This is a genomic window from Providencia sp. PROV156, from assembly GCF_028480905.1.
Taxonomy (GTDB): domain Bacteria; phylum Pseudomonadota; class Gammaproteobacteria; order Enterobacterales; family Enterobacteriaceae; genus Providencia; species Providencia hangzhouensis.
The window spans coordinates 232,088-249,763 of the sequence record NZ_JAMPPE010000002.1 but is presented as its reverse complement, the minus strand read 5'-3'; the positions used below and the strand labels follow the sequence as shown (position 1 = coordinate 249,763).

Annotated in this window: 11 protein-coding genes; 4 read left to right on the top strand and 7 right to left on the bottom strand. The window is 43.1% G+C overall.

Going from position 1 to position 17,676, the window contains the following annotated elements:
- Positions 1–29 precede the first annotated feature (29 nt).
- From argH to argC, 4 genes are all read right to left on the bottom strand, one after another.
- Positions 30–1,406 (bottom strand): argininosuccinate lyase, encoded by a 1,377-nt coding sequence (gene argH, locus PSF31_RS02305; protein ID WP_096863587.1) that lies wholly within the window; start codon positions 1,404–1,406, stop codon positions 30–32.
- Positions 1,407–1,484: 78 nt separating this feature from the next.
- Complete coding sequence (locus PSF31_RS02300) at positions 1,485–2,705, bottom strand: argininosuccinate synthase (RefSeq protein WP_004265334.1); 1,221 nt, start codon at positions 2,703–2,705, stop codon at positions 1,485–1,487.
- Positions 2,706–2,749: 44 nt separating this feature from the next.
- Entirely contained in the window at positions 2,750–3,526 is a 777-nt protein-coding gene (gene argB / locus PSF31_RS02295; protein WP_004265333.1) for an acetylglutamate kinase, read from the bottom strand.
- A 14-nt stretch (positions 3,527–3,540) separates the two neighbouring features.
- On the bottom strand, positions 3,541–4,545 hold the full coding sequence (argC, locus tag PSF31_RS02290; RefSeq protein WP_094961906.1) for an N-acetyl-gamma-glutamyl-phosphate reductase: 1,005 nt from the start codon (positions 4,543–4,545) through the stop codon (positions 3,541–3,543).
- 102 nt (positions 4,546–4,647) lie between these two features.
- Here argC and argE point away from each other — a divergent pair, with 102 nt between their 5' ends.
- From argE to gadC, 4 genes are all read left to right on the top strand, one after another.
- A complete protein-coding gene (gene argE, locus PSF31_RS02285; protein WP_096863588.1) occupies positions 4,648–5,802 on the top strand; it encodes an acetylornithine deacetylase in 1,155 nt (384 codons plus the stop codon).
- A 228-nt stretch (positions 5,803–6,030) separates the two neighbouring features.
- Positions 6,031–6,915: a methylenetetrahydrofolate reductase gene (metF, locus tag PSF31_RS02280; RefSeq protein WP_096863589.1), complete on the top strand. Its 885-nt coding sequence runs from the start codon at positions 6,031–6,033 to the stop codon at positions 6,913–6,915.
- A 705-nt stretch (positions 6,916–7,620) separates the two neighbouring features.
- A complete protein-coding gene (locus PSF31_RS02275) occupies positions 7,621–9,021 on the top strand; it encodes a glutamate decarboxylase (protein ID WP_004265325.1) in 1,401 nt (466 codons plus the stop codon).
- 112 nt (positions 9,022–9,133) lie between these two features.
- Positions 9,134–10,684 (top strand): glutamate:gamma-aminobutyrate antiporter, encoded by a 1,551-nt coding sequence (gadC, locus tag PSF31_RS02270; protein WP_096863590.1) that lies wholly within the window; start codon positions 9,134–9,136, stop codon positions 10,682–10,684.
- Positions 10,685–10,756: 72 nt separating this feature from the next.
- Here the strand turns inward: gadC and ppc are convergent, their stop codons facing one another.
- The 3 genes from ppc to metB all read right to left on the bottom strand — a co-directional run bounded on the left by ppc (position 10,757) and on the right by metB (position 17,414).
- Positions 10,757–13,396 (bottom strand): phosphoenolpyruvate carboxylase, encoded by a 2,640-nt coding sequence (ppc, locus tag PSF31_RS02265; protein WP_094961902.1) that lies wholly within the window; start codon positions 13,394–13,396, stop codon positions 10,757–10,759.
- Between the two features lie 403 nt (positions 13,397–13,799).
- Positions 13,800–16,241 carry a bifunctional aspartate kinase/homoserine dehydrogenase II gene (locus PSF31_RS02260; protein WP_096863591.1) on the bottom strand — a complete coding sequence of 814 codons (2,442 nt, stop codon included), beginning with the start codon at positions 16,239–16,241 and terminating at the stop codon, positions 13,800–13,802.
- 12 nt (positions 16,242–16,253) lie between these two features.
- Entirely contained in the window at positions 16,254–17,414 is a 1,161-nt protein-coding gene (gene metB, locus PSF31_RS02255) for a cystathionine gamma-synthase (RefSeq protein WP_096863592.1), read from the bottom strand.
- Between the last annotated feature and the right edge of the window lie 262 nt (positions 17,415–17,676).

Genomic DNA, 17,676 nt, shown 5'->3' with positions numbered 1-17,676 from the left:
TACCCCCCATTTTTATCTTCTATAACCGATCACAGCTCTAATCGTTTTTTTGCTTCTACAATAGCATTTGCCACTTGTTTCTGAGATACCCCGCCTTTTGCTAACCGCTTATCTAAACAAGATTGTAGTGATAAAACTTCATAGACATCCAACTGAATAGTGCTACTGAATTTTTGCAAATCACTTAAAGCCATTTCCTCTAAAGCTTTACCTTGCCCAATTGCGGCAACAACGGCCTCACCCACAATATGATGCGCTTCACGGAATGGAACACCTTTAGCAACCAGATAATCAGCGAGTTCGGTTGCATTCGCATAACCTTGCTTTGCGGCATCTTCACAACGACTACGACGAATTTGAATACCATCAAGAACCAACGCAGCCATGTGCATGCAATCTAACCAAGTATCTAATGCATCAAATAGCCCTTCTTTGTCTTCTTGCATATCTTTGTTGTAAGCAAGAGGGAGCCCTTTTAGGGTCATCATCATACCTGTCAATGCACCTTGGACACGCCCACATTTTCCACGGATCAATTCCAATGCATCAGGGTTTTTCTTTTGCGGCATGAGTGATGAACCCGATGTCACTTTGTCTGATAGCTCAACAAAGCCAGCTTCTCCACTATTAAAGAAAATTAAATCTTCAGCAAAGCGGGATAAATGAACCATACCGATACTTGCGTTCGATAATAATTCAAGAACGTGATCTCTGTCTGATACCGTATCCAAGCTATTACGCGTTGCAGAAGAAAAACCTAACCAAGAGGCAAGCTGCTCACGGTCGATATCATAAGCCGTTCCTGCTAATGCCCCACACCCTAATGGGCTGACATCTAAACGTTTTAAGGTATCTTTTAAACGGCTTTCGTCACGCGCTAGCATTTCGCTATAGGCTAAACACCAGTGGGCAAATGTCACCGGTTGGGCACGTTGTAAATGCGTATAACCGGGCATTACTGCATCTTGGTTATTTTCTGCGGTGATGACCAACGCTTTTTGTAATTCGGTTACCGCTTCAAGCAACAATGCGACTTGGTCTTTACACCACAGTTTTAAATCTGTTGCCACTTGGTCATTACGGCTACGACCGGTATGTAATTTTTTCCCTAAATCACCAACTTTATCAATCAGCTTACCTTCAACCCAGCTATGAATATCTTCTGCGTCACTTTGCAGGATAATTTCAGGGTTATCTTGCACTTCTTTCAGTAAGGAGTTTAGCGCTTGTTCTAAAGTTTGTTGTTCGCTATCAGACAATACACCAACTGTTACTAGTGATTTTGACCATGCGACTGAGCCGATAATATCTTGTTGCGCCAAGCGATAATCGAAACGCAATGAATCATTAAACTGTTTGAACCGTTGATCCGCTTGCTGACTAAAACGTCCACCCCAAAGTGCCATAACTAATCCCTACCTGATTGATAAAATAAGTTTTTAACCCCGACAGCAGTCTTGGCTGCCGGGAGACTACTATTTGATTTATTTCGCTTTGTTTTGTTCTTTCAGCGCACGGATACGTGAAGACAGTGAGTAAAGACGAATAAACCCACCTGCATGACTGTGGTCATAAACTTCATCTTCACCAAATGTGGCAAATTCCTCAGAATACAGGCTCTTATCCGCTTTTTTCTGAATCGCAGTCACTTGCCCTTTATATAATTTCAGAACAACTTCCCCTGTCACATCTTGTGCTAATGATTCAGCAGCTGCTTGCAGCGAGTGACGTAGTGGTGCGAACCAACGGCCATCATAAACCACATATGACATTTCTAAGCCGAGTTGCTCACGCCATTTGTAGCTGTCACGGTCAAGAACCAGTTGTTCAATACCACGTAATGCCGCCATCATAATGGTGCCTCCCGGGGTTTCATAGCAACCACGAGATTTCATACCCACTAAACGGTTTTCAACGATATCAATACGGCCCACTCCATGTTTTGCACCTAAAGTATTTAATGCTTCTAAACAGCCAAGTGGAGACAATGCTTGACCATTTACCGAAACGACTTCACCGTGTTTGACACCAACGGTAACTAATTCAGCTTCATCTGGTGCATCTTGCGGATCGACAGTCCATACCCAACAATCTTGGTTTGCAGCATTCCATGTGCTTTCTAAAACACCACCTTCCGTAGAAATGTGCCATGCGTTTTCATCACGGCTGTAGATTTTTTCAAGGCTAGCTGTTGTTGGAATATTACGCTCTTTCAGATAATCGAGCAGCGCTTCACGGGAACGTAAGTCCCACTCACGCCATGGTGCAACCACTTGTAACTGTGGTGCTAATGCCGTATAGGTGCTTTCGAAACGCACTTGGTCATTACCTTTACCTGTTGCGCCATGGGCAACAGCATCTGCACCCACTTTTAAGGCAATTTCAACTTGCGCTTTAGCAATGATTGGACGAGCCATTGACGTACCTAATAAATAGCTACCTTCATATAGCGCCCCCGTTTTCAATACAGGGTAAATATATTCTTTGATGAATTCTTCACGTAAATCGACGACATAGCACTCGGATGCACCTGATTGTAGAGCTTTTTTCTCTACGCCTACTAAATCTTCACGGTCTTGCCCCACATCCGCAACGAAGGCCACGACTTCGCAATCATCATAGTTTTCTTTTAGCCATGGAATAATTGCTGATGTATCCAGGCCACCTGAATATGCTAATACAATCTTTTTAATGCCCTTTTTCATAACGTACCTATCCGCTCAATTAATATAGTTATTCCATGGCTCATTTATGATGCCAAGATCCGTGTTCCGATTGCTGTTCCATTAAACAGCTCGGGAAGTTGTTCTGCATGACGCCAACTTGCGATATCAACAGAGCGTTGTAAGGCTGCCGCAGCGTCTAACGCCGCATTGACCTTCACAATCATTCCATCGGTAATAATTCCCTGCTCAATGAGCTTTTGCGCTTTTTGCGTCGTCATTTCGTCAATTTTTTGGCCTTTACCATCCAAAATACCGCTCACGTCAGACAATAAAACCAAATCTGCGTTTAAGGCTTGGGCGATAGCGGTTGCAGCTTGGTCCGCATTTACATTCATCAACTCACCTTCTGGTGTGATACCTATAGAGCTGATAATGGGTAAATAGCCTGCACCCAACAATAATTTCAATAATTTCGCATCGCCAGGTTTGGCATCACCGACATGACCTAATTCTTCGTTTAATTGAGTCACTGTGGCACTTTGCCCATCACCAAGAGAAAGCCCTACGGCTGGAAGTTGATACTTCGTTGCCCATGCCAGTAATGTTTTATTCGCCGTACCCGCTAATGCCCCTGTAATGATATCGATTTGGTCTGCTGGCGTGACTCGTAACCCTTGCTTTTTAACGACAGGTAATTGCAGTTTTTGCATCAATTCATCAACTAAACAGCCACCGCCATGTACAATCACCAACTCACGTTGATGTGCTTGCCGATAGGTTTGAATCGCTGTAAATAATTTTTCAAGTGCCTCGACGCTATCAAGTAACACTCCGCCCAATTTAATCACTAAGGGTTGCATGGGGTTAATCCTTCTTAAAATAAAGACTGAGTTTCAGCAAAACCAAAACGAATATTCATGCACTGAACGGCTTGTGCTGCCGCACCTTTGAGTAGGTTATCTTCTGTACCCACTAAAATCAGGTGTTCACCTTTCAATACATAGCCAATATCACAAAACGGCGTACCAACTACCGATTTCAATGCAGGAACGCCTTTTTCATATAGCCGCACTAACGGTTTATTTTGATAAGCATCTTTAAACGTTTGTGTAATTTTTTCTGCCGAAACACCCGCTTTTACTTTGCACGTAATCGTTGCAAGGATGCCTCGAGAGAAATTGCCTAAATGTGGTGTAAAAATAACCTCTCTTCCCAAGTGAGTCGCAATTTCTGGCTGATGGCGATGAGTAAAGATGCCATAAGGTTGCAAACTCACTTCACAAAAGCTGTTGGTCATCGAGGCTTTACGGCCTGCTCCAGAGACTCCGCTGGTGGCATTAATCACTGGCCACATAGCTTCATCTAGCAAATTGCCTTCAATCAATGGTTTAAGTGCTAATTGGGAAACCGTTGGGTAACACCCTGGTACTGCGATCAGTTGCGCTTGACGAATTTTATCGGCCTGCCATTCTGCTAAACCGTAAACTGCTTGCATTAGCCATTCAGTATTTGTATGTTCAAAGCCATAGTATTGCGTATAGAACGCAGGATCTTGAACACGATAAGCACCCGATAAGTCGAACACAACGCAGCCCGCTTCAAGAAACTGAGGGGCTATGTCGTGGCTTACTTCATGTGCAGTGGCAAGAAAAACAACATCAATACCTTCCGCTGCTTCTGCGACATCGGTTAATGGCAGAACGGGAAGGTCTATGATGCCTTTATACTGAGGATGTAAATCAGAAAAACGTTTATTTGCATCCGCACTTTGCTTCGATACCATCAATCCTTGAAGATTAACTTCAGGATGGCGTTGCAAATAAGCGGCTAATTCTGCTCCAGTATAGCCACTGGCCCCGATAATGAGTGTGTTCAACATATGCTTTCTACCTTGTACTCGTGACCCAAACAGTTTAATGTGTATTTTTATTCAAATAAAGTGCATGAATATTGATACTATTATGGATAAAGGCTGTCAACAGTGAATATTAAATTACCTGCATTTATTGAGATTTATCGTCAATTAATTGCGACTCCGTCGATTAGTGCGACTGATTCTCATTTGGACCAGAGCAATAAAGCCCTGGTGGAACTTCTCGGTGGGTGGCTGGAGACGTTAGGTTTTTCGGTCAACATTCAACCTGTGCCGGAAACGCGAGATAAATATAATTTGCTTGCATCTATTGGTGAAGGAAATGGTGGGCTGATGCTATGCGGCCATACCGATACCGTGCCCTTTGATGATGGACGTTGGAGCAAAAACCCGTTTGAGCTAACAGAGCATGACGGCAAGTTATATGGGCTCGGAACCGCAGATATGAAAGGCTTTTTTGCTTTTATTGTTGATGCGTTACGCGATATGGATTTAACTCAGCTCAAACGCCCACTGCATATATTGGCCACTGCGGATGAAGAAACATCGATGGCTGGCGCACGTTATTTTGCAGCCAGTACAGCGCTAAGACCGGATTTTGCGATTATTGGAGAACCAACGTCATTACAACCGATTCGCGCACACAAAGGGCATATATCAAATGCTATCCGCATTACTGGGCAATCGGGGCATTCTAGTGACCCAGAACGTGGGGTCAATGCCATTGAGTTAATGCATGAATCTATTTCCCATTTAATGGACTTACGAAATACGTTAAAAGAACGATTTAACAACCCTGCATTTGTCATTCCCTACCCGACGATGAACTTTGGTCATATTCATGGCGGTGATGCAGCCAACCGAATTTGTGGTTGTTGTGAATTACACATGGACATTCGCCCACTCCCCGGCCTGACTTTGCAGGACTTAGATGAACTACTCAATGAAGCTCTTGAGCCTGTTAGTGCCCGTTGGCCAGGTCGCTTGGCGATCGAGCCCATGCATCCGCCGATCCCTGGCTATGAATGCCCAACGGACCACAAGATGGTGGCAGTAATTGAACAGTTGTTGGGGCAAAAAGCGGATACCGTGAATTACTGTACTGAAGCGCCGTTTATCCAAGAGCTCTGCCCGACGTTGGTTCTTGGCCCTGGTTCTATTGAGCAAGCACATCAGCCTGATGAATTTATCGATATGCGTTTTATTGAACCTACTCGCCAATTAATTAGCCAAATGGTTGAGCACTTCTGTTTCACTGAGTAAATCTGACGAGCCATTAATTCGAACGCGACTCTGAAAAGGGGCGCGTTTTTTATCATGAATTATTTTCCTGTTGCCTTTGAAAAAACCTCAGCGTCATAATTTAATTTAAGTATTGACTATTGGTACCGATCTGGTAATTTCTATTTGGACGTCTAAACGTATAGACGCACAAATGGATATAATAACGTACAAAAAATAGTTAGTTTGCAAATTGCGAGGTTACAGGGTATGAGTTTTTTTCACGCAAATCAGCGCGAAGCGCTAAATCAAAACTTAGCTGAGTTAGATGGCCAAATTAATGTTTCATTTGAGTTTTTCCCACCTCGCAGTGAAGAGATGGAGCAGACACTATGGAAATCTATTGATAGGCTCAAAAACCTGAAACCTCAATTTGTCTCTGTGACTTATGGTGCGAATTCCGGCGAACGCGACAGAACGCACAGCATCATCAAAGATATTAAAGATAAAACGGGCTTAATTGCAGCCCCTCACCTAACGTGTATTGATGCAAGCCCTGATGAACTGAAAGACATTGCTCGTGACTATTGGAATAATGGTATTCGTCATATTGTTGCATTGCGTGGTGATTTACCTGACAACAGCCGTAAACCGGATATGTATGCTGTTGATCTAGTTGAGTTGTTAAAAAGTGAAGCGGATTTTGATATTTCTGTTGCGGCCTACCCTGAAGTTCACCCTGAAGCCAAAAGCGCTCAAGCCGATTTAATTAGTTTAAAAAAGAAGATTGATGCGGGAGCTAACCGTGCAATCACTCAGTTTTTCTTTGATGTTGAGAGCTATTTACGTTTTCGTGACCGCTGCGTCGCGACAGGTATTGATGTAGAAATCGTGCCGGGGATTTTACCCGTCTCTAACTTTCGTCAACTCGAGCGCTTTGCCAAACTGACTAACGTACGCATTCCTGCATGGATGAGTAAAATGTACGAAGGGTTAGATGACGACCTTGAGAGCCGTAACCTTGTCGGCGCATCAATCGCCATGGATATGGTCAAAATTCTTAGCCGTGAAGGCGTGAAAGATTTTCATTTTTACACGTTGAACCGCTCTGAGCTCACCTATGCTATCTGCCATACTTTGGGAGTTAGGCCTTAATTTAGTCGGATGAGGCGAATATTTTGTCTCATCCCTTTGCTATTTTCTTCTATTCTTATACATATCTTCTATTTTCCCAGAAAAAAATATCAAATAGCTAGAACTAGTTATTTCTTGTTTAAAAAAGAACCAGTGTTTTTAAGGTAAATATATTAACGTGATATCTAAACTGATTAGATTCGCGAACTACTTTTCCACAATATAACTCATGCTATTATTTTCTTTATATTCAAATTCATTTGGCCACAATAATTATATTTAACGGTTAACGGTATAAATTAACTTTAAACATTATGAAAATCAGGGTTTAAATAAAAGTTACATAACTTAACATTATTGAAATATTAGTTTTTTATGAACATTCATTTATTTCCACTACATTTTTCGCCCATATAAAATCAAATAAAAACAACTAAAAAGCTAAATACATAGAAATAAAAACCATAAAAATGTAATAATTTAGTTAAATTGAGTGGTTTTTAGCATCATTTTATGAACACAATCAGCTCTTGGGAAAAATTATCTATAACCAAAATAACCATAAACCATCATTCACTCTACTGTTACTTTCTAATTATGACGTTTTTCATTAAATTATCTTTTTTATTTGAACACTTTTGAATTTTTCAAAAGACGGCGTATATTTAATATTGAGCTCAAGATTAATAGTATTTAATTACCACATGGTCATTGAGGAATTAAAACATGAGTAATAATGCATTAAATTCAAAACACAGTGGAATGGATGATGTCTACGCATCATTAGAATTATCCAAATCATTACCAAAAACCAAGTTTCCATTGAAAGAACAAGCACCACGTAATGTATTTAGTGCAGTACGCGATGAATTAATGCTAGATGGGAATTCACGCCAAAACTTAGCAACATTTTGCCAGACATGGGTGGATGATGAAATTCGTGATTTGATGGATTTGTCTATCGACAAAAACATGATAGATAAAGACGAATATCCACAAACAGCAGAAATTGAAAACCGCTGCGTACATATGTTAGCGGACTTATGGAATTCACCGGATGCAGAAAATACCCTTGGTTGCTCAACCATCGGGTCCTCAGAGGCTGCAATGCTTGGTGGGCTAGCGCTAAAATGGCAATGGCGCAAAAAACAAGCCGCTAAAGGAAAACCGACCGATAAACCTAATTTAATTTGTGGCCCAGTTCAAATCTGTTGGCACAAATTTGCTCGTTATTTCGATGTTGAACTCCGAGAGATCCCTCTTGAAGGTGACCGCCTCATCATGACACCGGAAGAGGTGCTCAAACGTGTCGATGAAAATACTATTGGTGTCGTACCGACCCTTGGGGTGACATTTACCTGCCAATATGAGCCCGTAAAAGCTGTACACGATGCGCTCGATAAACTGCAAAAAGAAACTGGACTGGATATTCCTATCCATGTGGATGGTGCTAGTGGCGGCTTCTTAGCTCCATTTTGTGCACCAGATTTAGAATGGGATTTCCGCTTACCACGTGTAAAATCCATTAATGCATCAGGCCATAAATTTGGTTTGGCGCCATTAGGCGCTGGCTGGGTTATTTGGCGTGAAGCCAAAGACCTTCCAGAAGAATTGATTTTTAATGTGAATTATTTAGGCGGTAATATGCCAACATTCGCACTGAATTTCTCTCGCCCTGGCGGTCAAATCATTGCTCAATATTATAATTTCTTGAGACTGGGTCGCGAAGGCTATGCAAAAATCCACAACGCTTGCTATGCAACTGCACAATACCTCAGCCGCGAAATTGAAAAATTAGGGCCATTTGAAATGATTTTTGATGGTGATAGCCAAACTGGTATCCCTGCATTAGCATGGAAACTGAAAGAAGGCACCGCCACCAGCAAATATTCCCTCTATGACATCGCAGACAAACTGCGTAGCCGTGGCTGGCAAGTTCCTGCTTACTCCATGCCAGCAAACCGTGAAGACCTTGTTATTCAACGTATTCTAGTGCGTCATGGAGTTAGTTTAGATTTAGCCGCATTACTCATTGATGACTTCAAACGCACCTTAGAGTATTTCGATAAGCACCCTGTCAATAAACCGCTAACAGAAGAAGAAGGCGGCGGCTTTAATCACAGTTAATTCTTTTATTCATGATTGTGTTGTTAACGAGCCAAAGAGCCTTAGGTTCTTTGGCTCCTACTGAGATCCGCCCTGAAAAGGCAGATTGTTTATCGATTTGAGGAGAACTCGTATGGCAACAACGACAGCTCCAGCCGCAAAGCAACTGACACTACTTGGCTTTTTTGCCATCACTGCATCAATGGTGATGGCCGTTTATGAATATCCAACATTTGCAACATCTGGCTTTAGCCTCGTATTTTTCCTGCTATTAGGAGGATTATTGTGGTTTATTCCTGTCGCATTGTGTGCCGCAGAAATGGCAACCGTAGAAGGTTGGGAGGAAGGTGGTGTATTTGCATGGGTTTCTAATACATTAGGCGAACGTTGGGGATTTGCCGCTATTTCATTTGGTTATTTACAAATTGCGATTGGCTTTATTCCTATGCTGTATTTCGTATTAGGGGCACTGTCTTATATTTTGAATTGGCCAGAACTGAATACAGACCCAATCACTAAAACGATAGGGGCACTTGTTATTCTCTGGGTATTGGCTTTCACCCAATTTGGCGGAACTAAATATACTGCCACGATTGCGAAAGTCGGTTTTTTCGCAGGCATCTTGCTTCCAGCGCTAATTTTGGTCTTTCTAGCGATCAGCTATTTAGCCAGCGGCTCTCCATTGGCCATTGAAATTAGTACTGAAACCTTTATTCCTGATTTCACCAAAATTGGCACACTCGTGGTATTTGTCGCCTTTATTTTGAGCTATATGGGTGTTGAAGCTTCAGCAACTCACGTTAATGAAATGAAAAACCCCGGTCGAGATTACCCCGCAGCGATGTTTTTACTCATGATAGCGGCAATTTGTTTAAGCTCAATTGGTGGGTTATCGGTAGCAGCGGTGATCCCAAACAGTGAAATTAATTTATCTGCTGGTGTGGTACAAACCTTTGAGGTTCTCGTTACCCACTTTAATTCCACTTTAGAGTGGGCAGTACGGATTATTGCCGCGTTGCTATTACTCGGCGTATTAGCGGAAATTGCCTCTTGGATTGTGGGACCTTCCCGTGGGATGTATGTCGCTGCACAAAAAGGAATTCTGCCGAAAAGCTTTGCCAAAGTGAATAAAAATGGCGTGCCAGTCACGCTAGTGATTTCCCAATTACTGATCACCACGGTGGCGATTATTGTCCTCACTAACACGGGTGGTGGCGGGAATATGTCCTTCCTGATAGCCCTGGCATTAACCGTTGTTATTTATCTGTGTAGCTACTTTATGCTGTTCCTCGGTTATATGCATTTAGTCTGCAAACAATCTGATAAAAAACGGGCATTCAACGTTCCAGGTGGTAAAAGCTTTAAATTGTTAATCGCGTTTGTTGGGTTAGTGATCTCAATTCTGGCATTTGTGGTGTCATTCTTCCCGCCAAGTTCATTGCCGGGCGGGGCAGATGATACGACTTACGTGACGCTGCTCGCGGTCAGTTTTGTGATTATCTTCCTGCTGCCTTTTGTGATTTATGCATTCCACAATAAAGCCGGAAAATCCACCAACGTCTCTATGGTGCATATCAAAACGCATAATGCGCCAGCTAACCATTTCTTTATTCACCCTCGAGCCCGCTCTGCATATCACTTAATTCATCATGATAAACCAGACGATAGTTCATCCAACTCGTAATAACCCGTAAAAATAATGAGGGCTACCATTTGGTAGCCCTCATATTATTCAAGTACTTTAAAAATCAACAAACTAACCCGTATTACGCATGCCTGCTGCCACACCAGCAATCGTCACCATCAAGGCTTGCTCGACACGTGGGTCGGGCTGCTCTTGTTGGCGGGAGCGGTGTAAAAGCTCTGCTTGTAAGACATTTAATGGGTCAGTATAAACATTACGTAATGCGATGGATTCCGCTATCCAAGGTAAATCCGCCATTAGCGCTTCATCTTTTGAAACCGCCAACACGCTTTTAATATCTTCAGATAACTGGTCACGCAGTTTTTGCCCTAATGGCCATAAGCGCTCTTCCACCAAGCGGTGGTCGTAATATTCCGCCAGCCATAAATCTGCTTTTGCATAAACCATTTCTAACATCGCAATACGCGTATTAAAGAATGGCCACTGCTGCCACATTTCATCAAGAATGGCTTGTTTGCCTTCTTTCTCAATGACATGTTTTAGCGCCGCTCCTGCCCCTAACCATGCGGGTAACATTAAGCGGTTTTGCGTCCATGCAAAAATCCATGGGATCGCACGCAAAGTTTCCACACCACCAGTTGGGCGGCGTTTTGCAGGACGCGACCCAAGCGGTAATTTACCTAGCTCTAGCTCCGGTGTTGCGGCACGGAAATAAGGCACAAAATCCGGTTGTTCACGTACATAATCACGGTACATCGCACAAGACACATCAGATAGCGAATCCATCACGGACTTCCACTCATCTTTTGGCTCTGGTGGCGGTAAAAGGTTCGCTTCTAATATAGCACTGGCGTATAACGCAAGGCTGCTAATGGTAACTTGCGGTAAACCGAATTTAAAACGGATCATCTCGCCTTGCTCGGTTACCCGCAACCCTCCTTTTAAACTACCCGGCGGTTGAGAAAGTAATGCAGAATGTGCAGGCGCACCACCGCGGCCAATTGTGCCGCCACGCCCATGGAATAATGTCAGTGTGACACCTTCTTTCTCACACAATTTAATCAGTGCATCTTGCGCGCGATACTGCGCCCATGAAGCTGCCATTACCCCTGCATCTTTAGCAGAATCCGAGTAACCAATCATCACCATTTGGCGATCATCGATAAGGTTGCGATACCACTCAATGCTTAACAGCTTGGTCATCACACTTTCTGCGTTATTTAAATCTTCCAGTGTTTCGAATAGTGGCGCGACGGGTAAGCGGACTGACGCCCCATTCTCTTTTAGCAGTAATTTAACCGCCAACACATCTGATGGGACTTTCGCCATTGAAATAACATAAGCCGCAACAGAATCATTTTTGGCTTTCGCAATCACTCGACAAGTTTCAAACACTTCCTGTGTTTCTGCACTCGGCTGCCAATCTTGCGGGATAAGTGGGCGTAAAGATTGTAGTTCTTCCAGCAAGAACTGTTGTTTTTCCTCTTCTGACCACTGCGAGTAATCACCCAACCCTAAATACTGAGTGAGCTCTGCAATGGCTTCAGTGTGACGAGTACTTTCTTGGCGCACATCAATACGTACCAGTTGCAAACCAAAGCTACGAATACGGCGCAGAGTATCCAACAACTGACCATTAGCAATAATTTTCATATTGCAGGCAATTAATGATTGGTAGCACGCGTATAGCGGGTCCCATAATTGAGCATTATCCACCAATAAGTCTGCCGGTGGTAAAACTTGCTCGCCTTTTACACGGCGCTCTAAGTACTCTAGCGTCGAAAATAGTTGGCTACGTAAATTTTTCGCGATTTGGCGATAAGGCTCATCAACGTCATCCCCCCCAGCTAGCGCACGCAGCTCTGGGGTCGCTTCCGTCATCGAAAGTTCTGAAACCAATACTTGAATATCTTTGAGGAATAAGTCTGCCGCTTTCCAGCGACTCAGCAATAGAACTTGGCGAGTCACATCCGCAGTTACGTTCGGGTTACCATCACGGTCTCCACCCATCCATGAGGTAAAACGAATAGGATTGGCTTCAACCGGTAATACTGCCCCAATAGAGTCCTCAAGTTGTTCGTTAAATTCACGTAAGAAAGCAGGAACTCCTTCCCACAATGAATTTTCCACAACAGCAAAACCCCATTTAGCTTCATCAATGGGTGTTGGGCGAATTTTACGAATTTCATCGGTATGCCATGATTGAGCCACCAATTGACGCAAACGGCGCATGATATTATTGCGTTCATAATCCGCAATGTCATCATGGTCGAGTTGTGACAAACAGTTGTTTACCTCAACTAATTTATGGATCAACGTACGGCGAGCAATTTCCGTTGGGTGAGCCGTTAAAACCAGCTCAATTGAAAGCTGTTCAACTGCTTTTTGGATATCACCATCAGTGAAGTTTTTGCCTTTTAATCGGCTAAACAGATTTTTCAATGCTACTGGGTTACTTGCCGCTTCGCCGTGAGGCGAAATACTGTGGTATTGCTCAGCGACGTTTGTCAGGTTTAAGAATTGGTTAAATGCCCTTGCAACGGGTAGCAATTCATCATTAGAAAGATTTTGTAATGTCATCAGCAGTTTTTGCCGCTGAACTTCATTACCTGCACGAGAAGATTTGGAAAGCTTACGAATGGACTCAACTTTGTCGAGTATGTCCTCACCTAAGGCTTCCTTGATGGTATCGCCGAGTAGCTTACCCAGCATACTGACATTACTGCGCATTGCGGAATATTGCTGATTCATGAGACTCCTGACCTTGTGCTTCTGGCAGAATGCATTCCCGCACGGTTCACGGTTAACAGACTGCTACCTGTTTCCTGTAACAAAATTTCAGTCGGCTGCGTTAGAGTTGTCGTTTTGTGATGCAGGCCGCTAAATTTACCCTTCAGTGTATATTCATATCAGAAAAAAATGACTTTGGGGGATTTTTCTGAAATTTAATTACAGCCTTATTTTTATTAATTTTTCTTATTTAAGTATTGTTTCAGCGCAATATATCGTCGATTCAGCACTTTTAAGACATGAATAATGTTTAAGAATTAAATCATCAGAATAAAAAACAGAAAATGAAGGGATAAATTAAAAATCTTCATGATGCATTAGCGCCCTCAATACCGAAGAGAACACCAATGCACTGAATAAATGATTATAAAAGTTGAGAGAGTCGGTTCAGATCCGATTGAATAGCCCCCGCAGTCACATCGCGCCCCGCTCCAGGCCCACGGATCACTAATGGGTTATCTCGATACCAACGGCTTTCAATAGCAAACACATTGTCACCCGGTAATAATGAGGCCAGTGGATGTTCCGGCTTCACCGCTTCCACCCCCACTTTTGCCTTGCCTTTTACCGCATCAAACCGTGCGACATAACGTAGCACTAACCCAAGTTCTTGCGCTGCTTCTAAGCGCTGCTGCATTTGCTCGTTAATAACCGCACTGTTTTCAAAAAATGCGTCCAAAGAACCTGCCTGTGCTTGTTTTGGCACTAAAGACTCAACTCTCACATCATCCGGCTCGATGTCATAACCCGCTTCACGGGCTAAAATAATTAATTTGCGCATAACATCTTGCCCCGACAGGTCAATACGTGGGTCTGGTTCAGTTAACCCTTGCTGCCAAGCTTGCTCTACTAGCTCACTAAATGGGATGGAGCCGTCAAACTGTAAAAATAGCCATGATAGCGTTCCAGAAAAAATACCACTGATAGTCAGGATAGAGTCACCGCTTTCTTTTAAATCACGTACTGTATAGTTAATCGGTAGCCCTGCCCCTACCGTCGCGTTATATAACCAGTGACGACCTGTTTTTGCGAACGCATCGCGAATTTGACGATATTGTGCCGTTTGCGCCGCCCCCGCAATTTTATTTGCACTAATCACATGAAAACCATAACTGGCAAAATCTACATAGTCATCTGCCAACGTTTCACTGGCTGTGACGTCTAATACCACTAAATCATCATAAGGGTGGGAACGCATCCATAAAAATAGGCTATCGTCCTCATGCTCTACGGCTTCATCATCAAAGAAAGCTAGTGCACGACTTGGGTCAATCCCTTGGTAATTCAGTAAGCTACGGCGGCTGTCTACTACGCCAGCTAGGACGAAATCAAAGTCACTACGTGCAGAAATTTTGTGTTGCTCCGCGGCAAAAAGTTCTAACCAACGCGCGCCAATATTCCCTTTACCAAATAACACTAAACCGATGCGTTTTTCTGCGCGGAATAAGCTTTGGTGCATCCCTTTAATTAGATGTTCCGTTTGGTTAGAACGCAAAACAGCAACTAAACTGATATCGTCCTCTGAATGCCAAATAAATTCAACAGGTTGCCCTTTTAATTCCTCATAAAAACGGTGGCTATGTAACGGTTTTTTACACACCCCCGCACCGACTAATGCCACCAGAGAAAAACCTTCACGTAATGATAATGACCCCGGTAAACCGGCTTCTTCAAGGGTATTTAAGGCACTTTCGACAATCTCGGAGGTATAGCACAATTGCAGTAAAGAACGGTCATGATGAATACCGCGAGCCAAAGGGCGCAATTGAGCACGTTTAAGTAATAAATCCACATCTTTGCAGATTTGTTTAAAATCACGCCCCGCGGCGATACGCAATTCAATCAGACACACATCATCATGACTAGTCACGATTTTCGCACCAGCCCCTGATGCAAGCACCCGTTCAATTTTTGTTGAACCCTGTTCGGGTTGATAGCTACACCTTAATTGCAAATCAATGTTGCTCACAGAAACAGGCTGTAAAGTCCGTGTATGTAAAACGGGAGCCGCTAAACGCGCTAATTCACTCGCTTCATCAAGACGTAACAAAGGCAGCAAACACGCATCTTTCACTTTGCGAGGATCCGCGCTATATACCCCAGCGACATCACTCCAAATCGTCACTTTAGCAGCATCCGCCAACGCACCAACTTGTGTTGCAGAATAATCACTGCCATTGCGCCCGAGTAATACAGTTTCACCTTGCTGATTCCGTGAAATAAACCCTGTTACCACAATACGACGGTTAGGTAATTGCGTTAGCTGTTGCTGTAACAAATACCGTGACTGTATTTCATCAACTTGTGGCTGTGCCGCACGTTCCGCACGTAGAAATAAACGTGCATCGAGCCATGCACTTGCCATATCGGCTTGGGCAAGCACTTCTGCCATCAAGCGAGCAGACCAAATTTCACCGTGCCCGACCACTTCTGCATAAATCGCATCATTTATGGGTTGATCCAGCAATGCACTTAAACGCTCTAAATCGTGAATAAATAACTGGCTTAGCTCTGCAGCCTTTTGTTCAGGTAAAAGAGATTCAATTAAATCAAGTTGATAGCGGCGTAATGATTGCTGAGCTTGATGAGCCGAAATACGATCACTTTGGCTTAACTTTAACCAGCTAATCAACTGATTTGTTGTACTACCTGCGGCAGAAACCACCATTAAATCACCGGGTTGGCTATAGTTGGCCATAATTGTTGCAACGCGTTGATAGCACTTCGCATCGGCTAAACTACTGCCCCCAAACTTATGTAACTGGCGGTGGCAAGGAGCCACCTCAACCGCTGTTAGTACACTCATCAAAAAACTCCGCTAACGTTGTGCCGCAACCTGAAATGCGTGATCTAAGTCTGTGATTAAGTCCTGAGGATCTTCAATCCCCACTGAAATTCTTAGCAAGCTATCTGTGATCCCCGCTTGCGCACGGGCTTCTGCTGACATACCTGCATGTGTCATTGTGGCCGTATGGGAAATCAATGTTTCCACACCACCTAATGACTCCGCTAGTGTAAACAGGCTGAGTGAACGAAGAAAATGGCGAAGTTGTGGCTCATCACCTGCAAATTCAAAACTCAGCATCGCGCCAAAGCCTTTTTGCTGTTTCACTGCTATTTCGTGCCCGGGGTGATCTTCTAATGCAGGATAATACAATTTTTTTACTAAAGGCTGTGATTTAAGATATTTTACGATCTCTTGTGCATTTTGCTGTTGCTGTAATACACGTGGAGATAATGTCCGAATACCTCTCAATAGTAGATAGCTATCAAAAGCGCCCCCAGTAACACCAATATTATTCGCCCACCAAGCAAGCTCTGTTACCCATTTTTCTTCTTTTGCAATCACCACCCCTGCAACAATATCAGAATGGCCATTCAAGTATTTAGTGCATGAATGCACCACAAAATCTGCACCGAGCGAAAGAGGCTGCTGCAAAATTGGGCTTAAAAAAGTATTATCTACAACGACTAATGCACCTACATCATGAGCCAACTGTGCAATATGCTGTATATCAAAAATTCTTAATAGTGGGTTGCTGGGTGTTTCGATTAACACTAATTTGGGCTTTTTCGCTAATGCAGCCTGCAATGCAGATTCATCACTTTGGTCGACAAATTGCACCTGATAAGCCCCACGCTGGCTTTGGCTATTAAATAACCGATAGCTTCCGCCGTAACAGTCATGTGGCGCAACGAGTAAATCCCCCGGTTGCAAAAAAACTGTACATAACAGGTGAAGCGCAGACATCCCACTGTTAGTCATTACCGAACCACTACCACCCTCAAGTTGTGCCAATGTTTTTTGCACAATATCACGCCCCGGGTTTCCACGACGTGAATAATCATGAGCCCTCGGTTCATTAAAGTCAGTAAAATTATAGGTACTGGATAAATAAATGGGAGGCACGACGCAACCAAATTGTTGGTCTTCATTTAATCCATTATGAATTGCGATGGTTGACGGCTTGTAAGTCATAAACGCTTCTCCTGAACAGTGATAGGCTAAATCATACCCATCGGATGTTTAGACGTCAACATATCTAGACGTCTAAACCTCTTTACGTTTATATCTAGTAATGGAATAATCAGCCCTAATAATTATGTGTAAATTGATAGTCAATCGCATAAGTGAACTTAACTCGTTAATTTTATATAATATCTTGTGATAAAATAAGTTAAGTCACGTCTAACATATATGCAGACGTTCTCGATTTAGGGCTTAGATTAAGTTTCTATTA